The 17,339-nt window shown below is 47.4% G+C and carries 27 protein-coding genes and 2 pseudogenes; 2 read left to right on the top strand and 27 right to left on the bottom strand.

The genetic code is table 11. From position 1 onward, the window contains the following. Positions 1-200: 200 nt before the first annotated feature. Complete coding sequence (locus V7014_RS07340; protein ID WP_335505697.1) at positions 201-725, top strand: tyrosine-type recombinase/integrase; 525 nt, start codon at positions 201-203, stop codon at positions 723-725. A 43-nt stretch (positions 726-768) separates the two neighbouring features. Here V7014_RS07340 and V7014_RS07335 read toward each other — a convergent pair whose 3' ends face one another. From V7014_RS07335 to V7014_RS07295, 9 genes are all read right to left on the bottom strand, one after another. Then, the gene (locus tag V7014_RS07335; protein WP_335505695.1) at positions 769-942 is read right to left on the bottom strand and encodes a hypothetical protein; all 174 of its coding nucleotides are present in this window, start codon (positions 940-942) and stop codon (positions 769-771) included. A 451-nt stretch (positions 943-1,393) separates the two neighbouring features. Continuing rightward, positions 1,394-1,723: a phBC6A51 family helix-turn-helix protein gene (locus tag V7014_RS07330; protein WP_335505693.1), complete on the bottom strand. Its 330-nt coding sequence runs from the start codon at positions 1,721-1,723 to the stop codon at positions 1,394-1,396. Continuing rightward, positions 1,710-1,883 carry a hypothetical protein gene (locus tag V7014_RS07325; RefSeq protein WP_335505691.1) on the bottom strand — a complete coding sequence of 58 codons (174 nt, stop codon included), beginning with the start codon at positions 1,881-1,883 and terminating at the stop codon, positions 1,710-1,712. Before V7014_RS07325 ends, V7014_RS07330 begins: the two co-directional genes overlap by 14 nt. A 128-nt stretch (positions 1,884-2,011) precedes the next feature. Then, a complete protein-coding gene (locus V7014_RS07320; protein ID WP_335505689.1) occupies positions 2,012-2,362 on the bottom strand; it encodes a hypothetical protein in 351 nt (116 codons plus the stop codon). Positions 2,363-2,510: 148 nt separating this feature from the next. Further along, positions 2,511-2,687: a hypothetical protein gene (locus V7014_RS07315; protein WP_335505688.1), complete on the bottom strand. Its 177-nt coding sequence runs from the start codon at positions 2,685-2,687 to the stop codon at positions 2,511-2,513. 262 nt (positions 2,688-2,949) lie between these two features. After that, positions 2,950-3,243, bottom strand: coding sequence for a hypothetical protein (locus V7014_RS07310; protein ID WP_335505686.1), 294 nt, complete (start codon positions 3,241-3,243; stop codon positions 2,950-2,952). Then, positions 3,240-3,626 (bottom strand): hypothetical protein, encoded by a 387-nt coding sequence (locus V7014_RS07305; protein ID WP_335505685.1) that lies wholly within the window; start codon positions 3,624-3,626, stop codon positions 3,240-3,242. The genes V7014_RS07310 and V7014_RS07305 overlap by 4 nt, the downstream gene beginning before the upstream one ends. 361 nt (positions 3,627-3,987) lie before the next feature. After that, positions 3,988-4,689 carry a hypothetical protein gene (locus V7014_RS07300; RefSeq protein WP_335505683.1) on the bottom strand — a complete coding sequence of 234 codons (702 nt, stop codon included), beginning with the start codon at positions 4,687-4,689 and terminating at the stop codon, positions 3,988-3,990. After that, the gene (locus V7014_RS07295) at positions 4,661-5,050 is read right to left on the bottom strand and encodes a sigma factor-like helix-turn-helix DNA-binding protein (protein WP_335505682.1); all 390 of its coding nucleotides are present in this window, start codon (positions 5,048-5,050) and stop codon (positions 4,661-4,663) included. Before V7014_RS07295 ends, V7014_RS07300 begins: the two co-directional genes overlap by 29 nt. A 109-nt stretch (positions 5,051-5,159) precedes the next feature. On the opposite strand from V7014_RS07295, the gene V7014_RS07290 reads away from it, so the two are divergent. Beyond that, positions 5,160-5,519: a hypothetical protein gene (locus tag V7014_RS07290; protein ID WP_335505680.1), complete on the top strand. Its 360-nt coding sequence runs from the start codon at positions 5,160-5,162 to the stop codon at positions 5,517-5,519. Here V7014_RS07290 and V7014_RS07285 read toward each other — a convergent pair. The 18 genes and pseudogenes from V7014_RS07285 to V7014_RS07200 form a co-directional block, all read right to left on the bottom strand. Further along, on the bottom strand, positions 5,486-6,160 hold the full coding sequence (locus V7014_RS07285) for a DNA cytosine methyltransferase (protein WP_335505678.1): 675 nt from the start codon (positions 6,158-6,160) through the stop codon (positions 5,486-5,488). The two genes, V7014_RS07290 and V7014_RS07285, sit on opposite strands and share 34 nt — an antisense overlap. 6 nt (positions 6,161-6,166) lie before the next feature. Then, the gene (locus V7014_RS07280) at positions 6,167-6,760 is read right to left on the bottom strand and encodes a hypothetical protein (protein WP_335505677.1); all 594 of its coding nucleotides are present in this window, start codon (positions 6,758-6,760) and stop codon (positions 6,167-6,169) included. Then, positions 6,757-7,179, bottom strand: a complete 423-nt coding sequence (locus V7014_RS07275) for a hypothetical protein (protein WP_335505675.1) — start codon at positions 7,177-7,179, stop codon at positions 6,757-6,759. Before V7014_RS07275 ends, V7014_RS07280 begins: the two co-directional genes overlap by 4 nt. Before the next feature lie 2 nt (positions 7,180-7,181). Further along, on the bottom strand, positions 7,182-7,979 hold the full coding sequence (thyX, locus tag V7014_RS07270; RefSeq protein ID WP_335505673.1) for an FAD-dependent thymidylate synthase: 798 nt from the start codon (positions 7,977-7,979) through the stop codon (positions 7,182-7,184). Continuing rightward, the gene (locus tag V7014_RS07265) at positions 7,980-8,168 is read right to left on the bottom strand and encodes a hypothetical protein (RefSeq protein ID WP_335505671.1); all 189 of its coding nucleotides are present in this window, start codon (positions 8,166-8,168) and stop codon (positions 7,980-7,982) included. It lies immediately after the preceding gene. Next, on the bottom strand, positions 8,165-8,701 hold the full coding sequence (locus tag V7014_RS07260) for a dUTP diphosphatase (RefSeq protein WP_335505670.1): 537 nt from the start codon (positions 8,699-8,701) through the stop codon (positions 8,165-8,167). Before V7014_RS07260 ends, V7014_RS07265 begins: the two co-directional genes overlap by 4 nt. 234 nt (positions 8,702-8,935) lie before the next feature. Then, on the bottom strand, positions 8,936-9,142 hold the full coding sequence (locus tag V7014_RS07255) for a hypothetical protein (protein WP_335505668.1): 207 nt from the start codon (positions 9,140-9,142) through the stop codon (positions 8,936-8,938). A gap of 19 nt (positions 9,143-9,161) precedes the next feature. Next, positions 9,162-10,178 (bottom strand): annotated as a pseudogene (locus V7014_RS07250) (vitamin B12-dependent ribonucleotide reductase); the annotation flags it as partial. A 168-nt stretch (positions 10,179-10,346) separates the two neighbouring features. Beyond that, a pseudogene (locus V7014_RS07245) lies at positions 10,347-11,765 on the bottom strand (ribonucleotide reductase N-terminal alpha domain-containing protein); the annotation flags it as partial. After that, positions 11,766-11,939: a hypothetical protein gene (locus V7014_RS07240; protein ID WP_335505667.1), complete on the bottom strand. Its 174-nt coding sequence runs from the start codon at positions 11,937-11,939 to the stop codon at positions 11,766-11,768. Then, positions 11,936-12,445, bottom strand: coding sequence for a hypothetical protein (locus V7014_RS07235; RefSeq protein ID WP_335505666.1), 510 nt, complete (start codon positions 12,443-12,445; stop codon positions 11,936-11,938). The genes V7014_RS07240 and V7014_RS07235 overlap by 4 nt, the downstream gene beginning before the upstream one ends. Further along, positions 12,446-12,709, bottom strand: a complete 264-nt coding sequence (locus V7014_RS07230; RefSeq protein WP_335505664.1) for a hypothetical protein — start codon at positions 12,707-12,709, stop codon at positions 12,446-12,448. Further along, a complete protein-coding gene (locus tag V7014_RS07225) occupies positions 12,706-12,870 on the bottom strand; it encodes a hypothetical protein (protein WP_335505662.1) in 165 nt (54 codons plus the stop codon). The genes V7014_RS07230 and V7014_RS07225 overlap by 4 nt, the downstream gene beginning before the upstream one ends. Beyond that, positions 12,867-13,412 (bottom strand): hypothetical protein, encoded by a 546-nt coding sequence (locus tag V7014_RS07220; protein WP_335505660.1) that lies wholly within the window; start codon positions 13,410-13,412, stop codon positions 12,867-12,869. Before V7014_RS07220 ends, V7014_RS07225 begins: the two co-directional genes overlap by 4 nt. Next, entirely contained in the window at positions 13,409-13,600 is a 192-nt protein-coding gene (locus V7014_RS07215) for a hypothetical protein (protein ID WP_335505658.1), read from the bottom strand. Before V7014_RS07215 ends, V7014_RS07220 begins: the two co-directional genes overlap by 4 nt. Then, positions 13,600-14,586, bottom strand: coding sequence for a hypothetical protein (locus V7014_RS07210; RefSeq protein WP_335505656.1), 987 nt, complete (start codon positions 14,584-14,586; stop codon positions 13,600-13,602). The genes V7014_RS07215 and V7014_RS07210 overlap by 1 nt, the downstream gene beginning before the upstream one ends. Then, complete coding sequence (locus V7014_RS07205) at positions 14,586-14,864, bottom strand: hypothetical protein (protein WP_335505654.1); 279 nt, start codon at positions 14,862-14,864, stop codon at positions 14,586-14,588. Before V7014_RS07205 ends, V7014_RS07210 begins: the two co-directional genes overlap by 1 nt. Further along, positions 14,836-17,187: a DNA polymerase gene (locus V7014_RS07200; protein WP_438824888.1), complete on the bottom strand. Its 2,352-nt coding sequence runs from the start codon at positions 17,185-17,187 to the stop codon at positions 14,836-14,838. The genes V7014_RS07205 and V7014_RS07200 overlap by 29 nt, the downstream gene beginning before the upstream one ends. Positions 17,188-17,339: the final 152 nt, after the last annotated feature.

Genomic DNA, 17,339 nt, shown 5'->3' with positions numbered 1-17,339 from the left:
GCGATAGTAATCGCCTCCTTTTTCGCTTTAAAATTACGTGCTTTTAGACGTTATAACTCTCGCCTAGTGTATTTGTAAGGGGTAAAGCTAAAACGCTTAAATTCGTTTAATTTCGTTTGACTTTCGTTATGTAATCGTTTATCATGAATGTAACATATTTGAAACGGAATACATTCACTAATCAAAGGAGAGTGTTCGTAATGAACGAAGTACAACCGATTAAAAAACTGCGCGATATTGAACGCATGAAAAAAGCCCTTCATGGGCGTGATTTATTACTATTTACGCTTGGCATTAATACTGCGTTGCGCATAACGGACTTACTTACTTTAACCGCCGCCGATGTTGCGGGCGACTACATTACTTTGCGCGAAGGCAAGACCGGCAAAGGCAAGCGAATTAAGATTAACGCCGTCGCTCGCAAGGCTATTCGTGAACTTGCTCCGAAAGATGGTCCGCTGTTCCCTTCGCGAAAAGGTGATAAGGCAATCAGTCGCGTGCAAGCATATCGCATATTAAATGCGGCAGCCGAACGTGCTGGCGTTACGGTCGAAATCGGATGTCATTCGCTCCGTAAGACTGCCGGCTATCATACGTACAAGAAAACGGGCGACATTGCGCAAGTTATGCGTATGCTCAACCACGCTACTGAACGCGACACGCTCCGATATATAGGCATGACCCAAGAGACAATCGATGATACTTACGAATCACTCTGCTTATAACGATCAGCCCTCCGACTAATTGACGGTGGGCTTTTTCTTTCGTCTACCCTTCGATACTGACCGCGTAAAACTCTCGACCTAACCATTTGCCATATTCGCGAGCTTCCTCGACCGTTTTAAATGAGCGTAAATTACCATCCGCTCCCTTTACGACTACCCATTCGCCGAAACCATCTTCGTCTTGCCATAAAGTTTTCGGTACCACTACGTAATACATTCCGTTTACACCTCCATTATAATTCGGTATAGTAAAGTCAAAGTGAAATTTTGATGCGTGGATTGATTTCGCACCAGTTTCGGCATATCGAGTCGGGTGGCTTGGGGAGTCGAGCCTCCTCCGTATACTATATTCACTACAACGTATAACGAATGTTACAAAAGCATCTTTTGTTACGTTCGAAATAGCATTATATCAACGTTTATAACGTTCAATGTAACGTCACTAGTTTATGCATCGTTTAAACTGCGCTGTATCAACGTTCTATATAACGTCCTATCTCGCGAAGATTGCATACAATACTGCATAAATACGGCGCTTTCTAAAGTGTTTCGGGCACGCGTCCGTCAGAGGCTTCGTGCAGGTGAAACGCGATACTATACTAAGGTATACTAACGTACCTGTCCGAGTACCTTCCTATTATATATACAGCAATATAATACGCTTACCCTTACTCTCCTCTTATACGTTCTATCTCCGCCCTCATAGCGTCAATATCCGTCGACTCACTCTGCTTAGTTTCTACTTCGACCTTATCCGTTAATAGGCTATGCGCCTGCAATAACGTCCTAAACATCGCCGCATTACCATCATTAATAATATGATCCGGTATAGACGCCATTACATCCGGCAACCTATCGATTGTATTGCGCATTATCTGCTTCTTAAGTTCGTCATTAAACGTATCATCTTTACGCCAAGTCCATAATGTAACGTCACTAACTCCGACTGCTTCCGCAATCTGCTCATACGTCATGCCTGCGCGTTTAGGTTGCGCCAAGTACTGGATAGCTGCGTACTGCTTTTCGTTTAATCGTTTCGCCATTCGTGACTCCTCCTCTCATCTTCGAATAATCTCTCGCGCCCTCATGCTCTTTTATTACTTTATCGCGTTGCTCTTTCTTCGCGTTATATCTTTTATATAAATATATTCGCGACAAATGAATGAGCGTAAGCGAATGAATTGGCGCAATCTTTTGTTTGTTATTATTAAGTTCGTTATTATTACGTTTGTTCTTATTACCGTCACTCTACGGTGATTTAGGTAAATCACTCTACAGTGCGTTAGCTAAATCACTCTACGGTGATTAACGTATATTGCGTCCAAATTACGTCTAATTTCTTCGTCAGTCAGTGCGGAATAATACAACGGAAAATACAACTTCTCTCGCTTGTTCGCCGTATAGTCATACGCTGTTTTCAGCAATCCGACCGCCTCCAGTACGTTTGATAGTTTCGCGACTCTATTTCGACCGATGCCCGTATCTGCTGCAATTCTTTCCACTGAGGTAAACGCGCTCATATAGCGATCATTGTCCGGCTGCCCATTAACATTCGATAATAAGTACGTATAAATCAGCGCAATATCGGCGTTTCCCTTCTCGTATTCTCTCGCAATAGGTACGAGCCTACGAAACATATCGTGTGGCAAAGGCGCGTAATTTCCTTGCGCTAGCCCTTCCGCCTTTCTAGACGCTGCTTCTTTCGCTAAATCCGCAAATTGTCCGTGCTTTCCCATTCCAATCAACCTCCGTTATACTGTCGTCAAATTAAAATAAATCGTCAAATTAAGCAGGCTTGTTCGCTCTCCACTCGGCTAACACCGCATCAACTGTCTCACTTTTCGCGAATAACCAGAACTTACGCCCCGTTGTTTCATGAAGCCCAACGCAAATAAAGCGTTCACCCATTTCGAGCAAACGCGTTTTTAATTTCGGTGAGTAGCAATAAAAGTAGTTGTTCATTCGGTCTACCTCCGTCAATTTAAATTTTTACTGTCGATTGCCTTATATAGTTTCGTCGAATCAATCGGCTCGACCTGTACATATCCGTTGCCAAGCTCGATAATCCTACAATTGTCGCGCAAGTCTATAGCACCATTAGCTTCAAGCCTTTGCGGTAAACATTCCGCACAAAAAGGATTCGATAGCCAAGCGCGATGACTCTTGCCCATTTCGCGATTACAAAACTTACAGCAATTTTTCGTCTGCTTAAACCTAACTTTACTCACGGACGCTCACCGCCAATCCATTTCGTTCTTTCGTCGGGATAGCCGATATTTCGCAAACACTCACGTTCCCAATAAAGCTCGCGTTCCGTAGTTAAAGGCTTATGTGCGCGAATAACAATCGTAGGTCGCTTATGTTTATGCCTAAGTCCGCAGAAAGCTGTGCCGACGGGAAATGCTTCCGTTTTGCAATCTATCATATGGTCGTCACTGTATCTCGGAATTGCGTAGTTAATAGCGTCAGCTTGTTCGCTAGTATCTACGATAATTACTACGTATTCAGTCCTAATCATTCGTCAGCACCGCCCATACACTCGCGAATCTTCTCTACTAACTTACGCGATATCTCGCCCACGTCCGAATGTCCTTCCGTATGGGCTTTAATTGGTCCGAGTGAATTTGGTCGCTTGACTTGCACATATTGCTCCGCCTGTTTTCGCGGTAAGATCAAATCGCCCTCTCTTAATTCCGCTATATGCGCCAACTCACCCGCACCAAGCTTCGGCCCATCTATTCGCACTCCCATCGTTTCAAGCTCCCGTAATGCCTGCGAAGAACGTTCGAGTTCCCTCAGTTCTTTCGAAGCTTTCTTTGCTTCGCGCTGTAGCGCCTTTAAGCCCGTTAGTGCTTCAGATACATCTACGTCAATTCGCACGCTAATTTTATCAGCCGCCATTTATATCGTCTCCTTTTGTAAAAACTTTGAATAATTTGCAATATTATGTCACAAATGCTATAATTTTATTAATTCTTGCCGCCTTCACTGACAAGGAGGGTTGCTTATGAAGTTTGTTCGTGTACGTGCGTATAAAAGGTTCCGTTTAGGTTCACTTGAGTATGTTAGAGAACATTTCCGCTCTTATCCTACAAGGTAATGGTGGCTAACGCTCCCAGCGTGCGCCTTTGTCAGGGTCGAACTTTCCAAAAAAATGCGGCGAGAAGGTTGATAGAATATAAAAAAGCCCACCATATTGGTGAGCAAAAATTGCTTAGACTTCCCTTCATAGTGCATAGATAACTAAACGTGTTTTATGCCCCTACTTCGCGTAAATTTCGACTAAATTATTTCCCGACCACTCGCGCACTACCGCACCATCAGCACATTCTGCTGGCTTTTCGTATACTATTTTACTACCAGTTTGGACGTCTACTGTAAACATGCCTGCCGTTTTTCCGTTAATAAAATCGCGGTAGCTTTTTCTTCGCTGTGCATTGCGGGACTGTGTTTTCTCGTCTACGCAAGTCTCCTCTTGGCGCGTTCTCTTTCTTCGCGTTGGATATTCGTAAGGCATGCCATCAGTGCCGAAGTTTTCTACTAAATGGAAAGGAACCTCACGAAGTCCGCCGCCGTCATTTTTGCGGTGTACGCCCGCATGTCGTCTCGCCAATTGCGTCTCCGATATAATGGGATATTCTTCGCGAGACATTTTATCTGGGTGATTGTCCGTAATTTCTTCACAAAGTAAAATATCGTTTAGTCGCGTTATTTGATTCACGTCAGGCATCCGATCATTCGCTAGGATATAGTCGGCTATAAGTCCGAAAACAACCTGATTTCTACGCCCCCTATCTGCTAGCGTGCCTTTAAATTTCGCAGAAGCTAACTCCTCTACTTCCGCAACGGGCTTGGTCTGTTTATATATTTTCACGTATTCTCTGCGCTCTTTTACCGCCGTATTGACCTCTTTTGTTAAATTCGTTATTAAATCGTTAAATTTCGCCATCGTCCGCCTCCTCAACAGTTAATACATAACCTTCGCCCCTGCGCGCCCAACTCTCATATATTCGGGCAATCTTTACCATTGCTATTTCCGTGTGACGCGCCACTCTTTGCCTACCTACACCCATCGCCCTACCCGCGTCATCTTGCTTCATATCGCGAAAATATACGAGCTCTATTGCCTGACGCTGCCTATCCGTCAAGTCTGCGCGCTCTATCGCCGTTTCTAAATCGATTAACAAATCGCTCGCTGTCATATCGCCGCAATACCTACGCTCCCTTAGCGCGTGATAATCGCCAAGCAATCGCTTGATACCCGCCGCGCTGTCTAGCGCCAGGTAGCGAGCGTTTTCGGGTTTTACCGTTGCTCCTGCGCCCATTTAAATCGCCCCTCCCGTTGCATTTCGCCTTCATTTCGCATATAATATAAATAAAATTCCGTATAAGTAGGTGTTACATGTGAGTAGAAACGCTAGTTCCATAACCTGGATGAAACCGGACAGCCTCCGCCCAGCTATTACAATCGACAGCCAGCGCCGCATTTACCTTTCGGCAGAGTCGCGCAAACTAATCGGCTTAAATTCGCACGGCTACCGCTTGATTGTCGGCTTTGACAAAGCTAACCAGCGCATCATTGTCGCGAAGCCCGAAATCGTGCGCGTGCCGGATGTACAGTCGTTCAAATTCGATAAGAAACATTATACGCACGCCAAACGAATGGTGCGCGAGCTCGGCTTTACTGACGCAGAGTTGCCGCTCAAGTTCGAATATGTTGGACGCGATTATAGCGAGTATCCTTCAGGTGCATATGCGTTTCAACGTGTTGGGTTCGATGCGCCCGATAAATAACTCGTTTCACAAATGTCGCGGATATGTCGACAGAGCTCGTCCGGAATCCTACTGCGCTCCATAGCGTTCTTACGTCCTTGCGTCCCTGTACTCGAACCTCGAGGCGCTGCTTCGTGACATGGCGCGCCATTTTTACACATCGGACGGAAATCTGGCGTAGGGTGGTTCGTCCAGATGTCTGTCGGCTTCATGCGATTATCGCCATACTGACAATACGTTACTGTGTAGCGTGGAAGCCCCTGCATGAATCGCATTTTTCGCATGCCGCCGCGAGGATTTTCGATAAACCAATACTCTGGCGCGAGTTCTTCGATTAATTTCAATACATTAACGTTAACTTTGTCGCAAAATTTCGCGTAATCACTTTTTGGCGCTAGATTGCCGTCGAGTTCGCGCGTACGATGGTGCGAAATAGCCGCGATAGAATACGACGTGCAGTCCGGGCTTGCCCAAATAACGTCGGGCCTGCCGAACCTTTCGAGGATATCTTGCGCGCTAATTTCACCTATATCCGCGTACCAATCGATGTTGTCGTGCTTTTCGTCCCATTCTACGCTAAATACCTCGTGGCCCTGCGCTTCAAAAGCTTCCCCTATCGACCTAGTTCCAGCGAAAAGCTCCAGCACTCTCAATTTAGTCAATAATCGTCACCCCTCCGTTTTAATTTCGCCCATAATCGTATCAACTTTCGCGTAAAACTCATCGAGCGTGCCATCGTTAACTAGCTCGTAATCAACCTCGAACCCATCGACGTAACTTTCCGTATCATGCGACAGGTCGACCGGCTCAAATATCTCCCGCGCCAGCTTAGCGCGTTTTAGGCGTAGCTCCTCCGGCGCACTTACGCGAATAATCGTAAAGCCTTGCGCTCGAAGCCAATCGTATTCGACGGGCTTGCGCAGGTCAGTAACGACAATGTTCGCCTCGCTTTCGGAGCTGTTCGCGATAAAACGAATGTAGCTCGCAATATCATCGTCGACGTGGCGAATCCAAACCTGCGGATCGATGGCGCATAAAGCCTCGCCGAAGTCCTGATATAGCTTACGGGGCTTTTGGCTCGGGTCGATGTGAGGGAACGCCCGATGTGCCAGGTCTTTCAGTTTGGTCGCGAAGGCTAGCGCGCGAAAGCCGTGCTTGAAGCGAAGCTGATTCGCCACTTCGTCCTTGCCTGCGCGAGCCCTTCCGCAGATTGCTGCTTTCGTAAGTTTTATCGTCTTGTTGACGGTGATTAGTTCGCTCATTGGCGTACTCCTATTTCGTAGTAGTCACCTAGTAAAACTAGTGGATATGTCCGAACATTTAATTTCTGGATATCTACACGTAACGCTCTATTTTCTTTTTCTAGTTGCAATACTTTCGTAGTAAGATTCGCGATAATGTCGAGTAAGTCGGGCGTCGGTTCTTCTATCGGCTCTAGGACGCGATACTCACGGTGATAAAGACCTTCACCACAATCCCGTTCAGCGTTAGGAACAAGGTATCCTTTCGCAGAAATTCCTGTACTACCGCTCCACCTGTCCTCGTGAATACAAAAGAGAATATCACCCTCCACGAATACTCCGACACCAGCAGTAACAACTACTTTCTCGCCAACCCTCGCCTTACGTTCAACCTCTCGATATTTAACTCCGTCAATTGTATGGATTTTTTCATTCGTCATAATCACGCCTCCTCGAAAAATTTATCAATCCATGGCTCAACTTCTACGACTGCCTTGCGAAGTGCTTCCGCCAACTCAACGATTTCAGCCTGCGCTCCTCGCCCTCGTCTCCTTTTCGCGTAGAAATCGAGCAACGCGCGAAGGTTTGCCGTCATTACCAGATTAGTAGCCGCAGCGTTCGGAAGGACTGCACGTGCGTCTTCGGGCGGGACGCCTGCTTTACGTAATCTATCGTAAGTAGTTTGCGCAAATTCCATTACTTCCTCAAAGATATACTCTGCACTAACTGTTTTTGAAACGCTGAGCCTATCGTTTGGAATCTCTTTCCCTTCGACACTTTCCGGCATTACATAGTCAAATCCTCCGCTACGATCATCCGAACCAAAACGTACATAGCGTTGGCTCTGCACGCTGAACGAGAAACCTACGCGATGCCTCGTAAGTTGCGCAAGCAAAGCACGGATAACGCCTTCTATCGCGAAAGTAAAGCTCAGATGTTCGAGCGTCGACAGGTGGCGACTGCGGACGATATGACGAATCAAACGGTCGGCTTCCGTGCCTCCCTCGCCGTCAGTTGCGCTTGTACCGAAATACTTGACGCCTTCTTTCGCGACGATTTCGCTTGGCTTGTTTGGCGAATAGCACGTGCGGATGGCGGTTAGTGCGACTGCTTGACCGTCCGGTACTTTCTCCATTACATAATCGTCCACGTCAGGCGCTAGTTCGTATATATGGTCGCAAAAGCTCTCTGATAACTGCGTATGTGCTAGTAATTTAACGTTCATGCTCGTTTCCGCCATTTATTCGCCCTCCTTGATTTTCACTTCGAATGTGCTCTCCGCTGGGAATAATCCGACTAATTCGCTCTTGATTAGTTCTACGTTGCTGGCAAGTATATCCGCCCTTACCTGCTCGGACGCTCCCCGAAACTCGACCGTTTCCTCTTCGTTAAACTTGGTTTGTATGATAATCTCCGTTTTAATATTCATTCGCTCACCCCGCTACTCCCGAACCCATTCGCGCCCCTTACGCTATCCTCTAGCTCGTCAACTTCCGTAATTTCTGCGCGAACAATTGGCGCTAGGACTGCTTGTGCGATGCGGTCGCCTTTACGGATGAGGTACGTATATTTTTGCTCGTCGCGCACAGAGTCGTCTCTTCTTCCGTCTATTTTTAAGGGATTATTATCGAACTCTAATCCGAGTGTCATATACGTTTCGTTAATGTAGAGCGAGGGCATTGCGATGTTATCAACAATAACGCTAACCTCTCCGCGAAAATTACTATCGATAGTTCCGAGCTGAACACGAAGCTTCGTTTTCGCCGTAATGCCCGAACGTGGGCGGACTTGTATTTCACAGCCCGGCGGAATCTCGAACGCCAAGCCCGTCGGCACGCGCACCGTTTCGCCCGGCTCGACAACTACGTCGGAGACGGCGACTAGGTCAAAGCCGCTATCCCCTTCGTGTGCATACTGCGGCAGCACTGCATCCGTGTGCAGTCGTTTTACTTTTAGATTCATCGCTTTTCCTCCTTATTTTTCGCGTAATAAAGTAGCTCCGTAATTTCAGCAATAGCGTGCATAAATCCGCTCATTGTTTCGCCTCCAATTCTCGGACTAAATCGTTATATTCTCCGATCCAATCGGCAGGCACCGCCCTGCCCGCCCTAATATAGCGTTTAATAGCCTCGCTTAAATCGTCCCTTCGCGCTTCTAGCCAGAACTTTCGCGGCATAACTCCGATAGGTGGCTTCGTCATATATTCGCATCCTTTGCTACGAGCTCAATCGCCTGCTGTTCCGTAAAGCCTTCCGCGATTAATTGCGTGTAGTATTCGCGAGCCACTTGCGCTTTTATCGCCATATATTCAAGCATTATCGGTAAGTTGCCTCGCAATTCTAGCAAGCTTTTCTCAAGGTCGGACATTCCTTTATTGCCTCCGTTTAGTGATACTAGGTTCATATCCCCGCCTCCTTTTCGCCTATAATCCACATTTCAATTGCACGTTACAGTTATCGCAAGTATTACATCCACCCGCATCAATAATCGTACCTGCGCGACACACTGGGCAAGTATTTCCGATTTCACTTCCGACCACCAGCTTGTCTGACTCCGCCTTCGTCTCTTCGTTACTTAACGTAAGCACCTGTGTATCGCGTGAGCCGTCGACGTAGACTGTACCGCCCTTTGCTCCACCCTTATACAAACGCTCGTATAGCGCTTCAACCTGCTCGACTGTAAATCCCTTCGGCGCGTTAACCGTCTTACTAATCGAGCTGTCAATCCAACGTTGTATTACGCACTGTACGTCCGCGTGCTGTTCCGGCGTTAATTCCATCGAGCTGACGAAATGAGGTGGTAAATTATCAATGTCCACGCCAAGCTCATCGACAATCGACGCATTAACTTCGATCATTTTGCCGAGACGTCCGCTTCGGTAATACTTGAAGGCGAAATACGGCTCTAAGCCCGTCGATACTCCGACCAATGTGCCGGTGCTTCCTGTAGGTGCGACCGTTAGTAAGTGTGAGTTACGAATTCCATGTTTCAAGATGTCCTTTCGAATATCCGTTGGCATATTTAGCATAAATCCACTATGAATAAATTTGTGTGCGTCATTTCCGTCCTTTAGAAAAGGAAAACTTCCTTTCTCTTTCGCTAGTTCGATAGATTGGCGATACGCTTCTGTCGCGATAGTTTCGAATACCTTATCGATTAGTTCGTTGCCTTCCGCCGAGCCGTAAATCTTTTCGCAATAGATTAGTAGATCGTGCAGCCCCATTACGCCGAGCCCTAGCCTACGCTCGCCTTTCGCTTGTCGTGTATTCTCTTCGAGGAAATAAGGCGTTGCATCAATTACGTTGTCCATCATGCGGACGCCTATCTGCACAGTTCGTTTTAAGCGCTCGAAGTCTACTACTTTCGCCTGCGTATCGACCATGTTCGCGAGATTAATAGCTGCGAGATTGCAGACGCTGTATGGTGCGAGTGGTTGCTCCGTTTACTCGCTCTCGTATTTCTACGAGGATTGGACTGTCGCATCTCTTTCGAGCCGAATCGCTCAGTCTCTCACGCTGGCATTACCCTTGCGCCCTGTTGCCTTCGCCTTTACGCGTTAAGGTTCCAAGTCAATTAGATTCGGTTTTTAACGTGAGGCAAGCCATTTACCACACGGATTAGTAGCGACGACTTGCTGACCGTAAGCCTTAGCGTTCGTCATATCGTTAGCGTTGTCGATAAAGAAGATGCCGGGCTCGGCGCTATATGTCGCGCAAATATTAATCAATTTCCACAGTTCTTTCGCCTTAATCGTACGGTATGTTTTAACCGCGAAACCCAACTTTTCCCATTCGCGAACATCGCCTTTTTCGTGCCAATGATCGTCGTATAGCGCCATGTCATATTCGCTATAATTTTCGACGTCAGGGAAACGTAGCGCATAGTCCGCATCAGCTTCAACAGCTTCCATGAAATCTTTCGTTATCGCGACAGAGATGTTAGCGCCGGAAAGAAATTCGGGATTGTGTACGGAATACGTGCCGCCGTCTTTCAGCTTTTGTTTCGCGTACTCATAAGATTTGATGTCTCGGCTTGTTACCGTATTACCTAATGTACCAACTTCATAATCGTAAAAACTGATTATATCCTCGAATACGGCGCTCTCATCCTCGCTCAACGGCGTAAATTTCAGCTTGGCTTGCGCAAGGCTTCGAATCTGCTCATCGTTAGTTGTCGCGATAAGATGGCGTAAGATATTCGGATTCTGCATTTTCGAAATGATGAACTCGATAATGTCCGGATGCCAATCGGCGAGCATAATCATCTGTGCTCCCCTGCGCGAACCCCCCTGAGAAACTAGGTGCGTAAGTTCCGATAAATCATGCAACCACGAGATAGAGCCACTCGACTTACCGTTTACTCCGCGCGCTAGTGCGTGCCTTGGTCGGAGCGTTGAACCGTTCGTCCCTACGCCTCCTCCTCGCGACATAATTTCCATAACTTTATTGCGATGCTCTCCTATACCGCCGCGCGAATCGTGCGGAAATGGCATTACGTAACAATTGTAGAAAGTCACGTTTGTTTCCGAACCTGCTCCGTAAAGTACCCGTCCTGCTGGAACGAAATCCATTGACGCAAGAGCTTCGTAAAACTCATCGAATACTTGACGTCGCTTGCCTTCGTCTGCTTCAACAGCTGCGAGCCCTTTCGCATTACGTAGCGCAATTTGTTCGTAGAAAATTTCGAGGGGCTTGTCGATAAGGTCTAGTGCGACATAATTTATTGAGCCATCGTCATTCCGTAGTATCTCGCCCTCTTCGTCGTAGAGCGATACTATTCCGTCCTCCTCAAACGTTCCGATATAACATACTTCGCGCTTAGGAAACTGCGGATCGGGTTTTACCGTCGCGATTACTAAATCGTCAGCTTCTAACGTTCTCTTTTCCGTGTCCTTGAACGCGTAACGGTCGAGCATGACTAAACGAGCCACGCCCTCCATTCGCTTATTCATATCCGCAGTAATCGGAAATACTTGCGGAAATTGCGCAATGTCTTCGTTTAACCGCTCTATATTAATTTGCGTCATTCAATCGTCTCCTTTCGCTATCTTACGCAAATATCGAATATCGTTCAAAATGGCGAGCCGTTCCGCCTGTAGTTCCTTTTCGCGCTGCTGATACTTGATAATGTCGCGCTCAACCTCGAGCAAATCCCGTTGGCGGTCGGCTAGTAGCTTGCGCGCTGTGTCGGCGGGCGTCATTCTAAATCAACCGTATATTCTGTCGTAACTGTATTTTTAGGCACGTAGAACTCGTACGATTCTTCGCCGGAATACTCTCCGTACATAAATCTCGCGAAGGCAGAATCATAGCGATGTTTATACTCTTTAACGTACGGTTGCGCAATTTCCAACTCTTGCATCCGCGAATCCTCGACCGGCGCTTTCTCTATACTTTTAAATCCCTTTTTATCTTCCGTAACAAAATAATAGTATTGTTCTTCGTCAACGGTACCGAAACCCAACGAGAAATTTCCGCCAATATCTGAATTATCTTTTATCGCGTATATTGAAGTTTTTGTTGGGTCGGCCTGTGATGTGTCCGCTACTAATGCTGGTAAAAATACGAAAAAGGTAGAAAATGTTGCGATCATAATACTTATAGCAAAACAGGCTAGAAACTCCGAAAATGTCTCTGCGTATATTTCCTTTATCCAGTAAATCAGAGCCAAAACAAAAACTATTCCTGCAACGATAAACGTACCCATCTACTTCGCCTCCTTCTTAACGTCTACACGCGTCTTAAAGAACCCGCCAATGATTCCGATAGTTCCCGTAATCTGTGGCAGTGAGCCTTCCGCGAAACGATCCGTTCCAAACAGCAAATTAAGTCCGTCCGTTACGTAACTTCCCGCGACCAATTCGAGCACCCATCCGATGAACATTCCGGAAAGTAAGCCGACAAGTGGGTACGCGAACAATAGTGCGATAAAGCCCGTTAATATGCCGATGCCTGCGAATAATTGTTTCATTTAACCACCTCCTTAATCGTCACGAATTTATTATTAAATCGTTCGTAACCAACTCCGTAATACTCTTCGTAAGTCTGCGGAGAATTTCCGTTATAGTGGGACACAAATACCGTCTTATTTTCGCGTGCTTCCGTTCTGCGTTCTTTTCTCGATTTCATCATTCCGATTCCTCCTTAATAATTCCCGCGTTAATTAAATACGCCAGTCCCACCGCACAAGCGTCGCTTTCGTCATCGACCGTAAAATCGCCCTCGTAGCCCGTCCACTTTCGCACGGCTTCCGCCACTTCGTCCTTGTCCGCGATACCCTTGCCGACAACCAACAACTTCACTTGCGACTGTGGCACGCCCAACAACGTTTTCTTGCGTCCGTTCTTTTGCGTGTACGTAAACTTGTCGAACTTGAAGCCGAACTTTTCGACCGCACGCTCGCAACCACTCCACGCAGCCATGACCGGATAATTTTGCGCGCTGGACTGTCCGTGGAAATCTTCGCGAGTTATTATATCGAAGCCCTTTTTCGCGTGCTTGGCGATGAACAGCGTCGCCCACGATTCGATGATTTCGGCGCGTAAGCCGTGAGTTTGCGTTTTGGCGTCGGTAGTTACGTATGACATATCGAGGATGGACGGTTTGCCGCGTGCAACTTCGATGATTGCGACGCCCGGCTGTGTCATGCTCGTGTCGAATGCTAGGATTCTCATATTAGTAAACCTCGAAGTCTTTCAGATAGCCTATCGCGCTCTCCTTTCAACTCTAATATTAACGGCTCAAGTCTTGTCGAATGTATACGCGTATCAAAATCGTCATATAAACGTTCAGACGCAATAGTTAATGCTTCTATCTGCTTGTTTAAAAAGTCTACTTTATCCGCTGCCTCCAATGCGTTCATCAAACCGCCTCCTCCGTCATCTTTTCGCGAACCTCTCTTATAAACTCGTAAGCTTCGAAATAGCCATCCTTTTTCCATTGTGGCAAGCCCGACCGCATCGCTTGTTGTGCTGTACGTTTGACTTGCGCAAACTCATCGTCAGACAGGCTTTCGGCGCACGCCGTCTTGAAACCGTTGAATGTCCAACGCGACAAATCGAGCGACGGCGGCTCATTTGCGTTAATCGCCTTTGTTATTTCCGCAAAATTGTCGAGCAATTCCTCACGATCAGCGTCCGTTATTTCGAAGCCGAACGCGCGAATGTCCGGTGTCGCTTCGTATTCCTCGTCCGTCATGACCCACGCCTTTTTCGCCGCGTTAACGTAAAGAATAATGTAGTAATCGACGTCGTACATAATCGAGTAGGCTACGCATTGTTTGCGATGACCTTCCTCCGCTTCCTTGAACGAGTAAAGCGACGTCTTAGCCGGCGTGCTCTGCTTCGATTTGATTTCGAGCCCGACGCGTAAGATTTCGCCGTCAGCCGTTATATATTCCAATATGCCGTCGCAAGTCCCGTACAAGTAAAACCGCTGCCCGTTGTGCATAATTTCGTGATTCTTTTTCGCGAAGTCTTCGAAAACAGGCGTGCCGTCATCGTTTCGCTCGAATCGGAAAGGGCAGCCGTCCAAGTTGCGTTCCATTGCGAGCACGGTTCGTTGGATAACGTCGCCAATCGCCGTCCCTATTTCCTGCCAGCGCCCTTGATGCGGTTGCTTAGCGAATACGTCCTTCTTGGCGCGCTTAGCTTTCATGTATAGTTCGCGAGGACAGGCTTTCGAGCTACTCGGCGAAAAGTACGGGCGCTTGGGCCATACTTGCGGAGGGTTCGCGTACCATTTGTGTATCATCGTGTCAAGTTCGTTGTCCCAACATTCGGGCTGCGAGTACCATCGGTCGAGTTCTTGCGTGAATTGTTGCGCTATTGCTTCGATGTTTACCGTCATTAAATCGCCACCCAACTTGTAACAGTAATTTCGCGTTTCTCTACTTCGTCAATATCCGCGTCACCGTAATCGTTATAGTGCCAATCAGTAAATGGCGATCCTGAGCGAGTTACATACGAGCGATAATGCTTCTTTCCGTCTGTAAAAATTAATCCAGCGCTTTGGTATTTTCCATCCTGCTCAAAATCGCCCTCTTCGACCGTAGTTAATTTAACACCTTCAACTTCGATTTCCTCTTCAAAATACAATTCAATTACTTGTTTTTGAGTTAACTTCATTCCGCTTCCTCCCCTGCCAGTTCGCCTCTACGAATCTGACTCTTTTTTCATAGTCGCCCACCCTCTCAATGACAGTCGGACCTTCGATAAATTCGTCTACCGACATCCCGTCGCCCCATCTTCTCATTACTTCGATGTCCGTACCGTTAGGAACTACGACGCCCCAACGATATGAATTGACCATAATATCGCGAATGTCTTTGGCTTCTTCTCGCGTAAAGTCCTCAGGCACTTCGAAGAGTAATTCGTCATGAACCGATCCCCACAACGACCAGCCTTCCTTTTTCGCGCAATATTCCGCTGCTTTAATCATGGTGACTTTCGTCTGTATTGACGACGAACCTTGTACGCGAGCATTCGTCGCCTGCCTTAGCGCACGGTTTATCTTCGAATTATGCTTACGCGATTCCTCGTACTTCGGATCGTTCCATTTTCCGTAAGGTATCTGCTTTCGCTTTAGTTTCGCGTCAGGCAAACGACGCTTTCTCGCCTGCTTATCCGCCCATACGTAGCCGGACTTCTGAACGAATTGCTCATTTTGCGCTAACCATGCGGACAACTTCGGCATACTTCCGAAAATATCTTTCTTGAACTGAGTTGCTTCCGGCTTCTTAACGCCGAGCATTTCTGCCAACGAAAAGTCAGACATTCCGTATAGTGTCGCCAACCATACGACCTTCATTTGCTTACGTTCCTTCGTATCGCTACCGTCCGGATTCTTGTGAACATCGTCGTATGGACGTTTATAGAAGGTCGCCGCCATTGACGCATACGGATCACGACCCATTAGAAAAGCTTCGATTAGAACGGGCTCTTCGGACAGATACGCAACACATCGAATCTCCTGCGCCTTAAAATCCGCACCAACTAGGACTTTACCCGGCGGCGCTACGAACATTGGTCGAGCTTCCTGCGGTTGATTTTGCGCGTTAAAGCCTTGACCGCTCGTATCTTCCTCGTCCTTGCCGGAGCTAAATCGCCCAGTAACGGTGCCCATCGGATTAAATCGCGAATGCCATCGTTTGGTTGTCGGATTTTGCTTCGTCGGTAGCGCGTCAATATAGGTACCGCTTAGTTTCGTTATGTTTTTATATTCCAAGTATTTCGCGATAACCTCGTGCTCGCCCTTGAGGGGCTTAAGCGTCCGTTTGTCCATACTAGCCAAGCTAACACCAATTGCCTGCGAAAGTGCGGGCTTCATTTGTTGCGGAGAATTGAGATTGATAGGTTCGTCGGAATCCTGAAACGGAGCCAATGTCGTAACAACATCCGCCTTCAACTCCTCCGCGCGTCTGTTCAACTTCTCTCCATACTCTTTTGCGAAATCCAAATCAAGTATATAGCCGTTTGCTTCCATATCTACAATTACGCTGAGCAACGGGACTTCGACCGTTTGGAAGTATTCGAAAATCGTCGGCATCTTCTGCATATGGCGTAGCTGAAACTGGTATAATTGCCAAGTCAAATCCGTATCTTTGGACGCGTATACAAGCGCAATATCGAGTGGAATCTCCTTAAATTGCGCATTCTTTCCGAAAAGCTCGTCGAACGTGTCCGACTCAACTCCTAGATACTTTGGCGCAAGAGTTTTCAGTTTATAGTTGCCCGCCTTCTCGCCTTCCCTTTTCTCCGCCTCATTTTCGTTTAATAAATGCATCGCAATTTGGGTATCCCATGCCGTTCCGATTAGGTCTACGCCATGCCTTCTGAACATCGCAATATCGAATATCGCGTTATGAAAAACCTTGCCGATGCTTTCGTCAATTAATATCGGACGGAGCCCTTCAAGCGCATATTCTCGCGATAATTGCTCACCAACTTCGTGCGCTACCGGTATATAGACGTGCTTATCCGCGTTAGGAAGAGTAAGCGAGACGCCCACGATTACATCGCTATAGACGTCTACGCCTGTAGTTTCCGTATCGACTGCGATAATAGGTTCGTTAGCTAGTTGCGCTAATAGTTCGCCGAATTGCCGTTCGGTCGTTATTAGCTCGTAGTTGTCAGGCGTATTCGCGACAAGCTCCGCCAGCTTTTCCTCGCGTTGCTGTTCCGCTAGCTCACGCCACAAACGCATTGCTTCCGCCTTGCTAAACCCTTTCGCGGCAGACTCGGGGGCTCTGCCTATCAGCCCCGAATCCATTGCCACTTTAACTTCGCGCAGCCGCGCTTGATCCGACTCGCTATTCTTCATCGCCAAGATGCGCGTCCAAGCGTCCGCCATCGTTTCCGTCGCCTTTGTCTTGCGCTCGGCCGCCTTTTTTAAGCGTTCGTCGTTCGCTGGCTTTGGCGCCAAGTTTAGTCGTAATTCCAAGCCACTCACTCCTTTCGTGCCTTTCCTCGCTACAAATCCACGCGCTGTACGTTAAGCTTGCGATACTCTTCCGCCGACACTTCGCTCGCTTGCGCCCACCAATCGTAATAGCAACTCAGCCCGCAGAAGTGTTGGTCGCGATGCTCGTCGTAAAGGGCGGA

This window comes from Bacillus sp. JJ722, from assembly GCF_036963345.1.
In the GTDB taxonomy this organism is placed as follows: domain Bacteria; phylum Bacillota; class Bacilli; order Bacillales; family DSM-1321; genus Bacillus_AD.
Note: the sequence above shows the minus strand (reverse complement) of the source record. Positions and strands in the feature narration are given on the sequence as shown.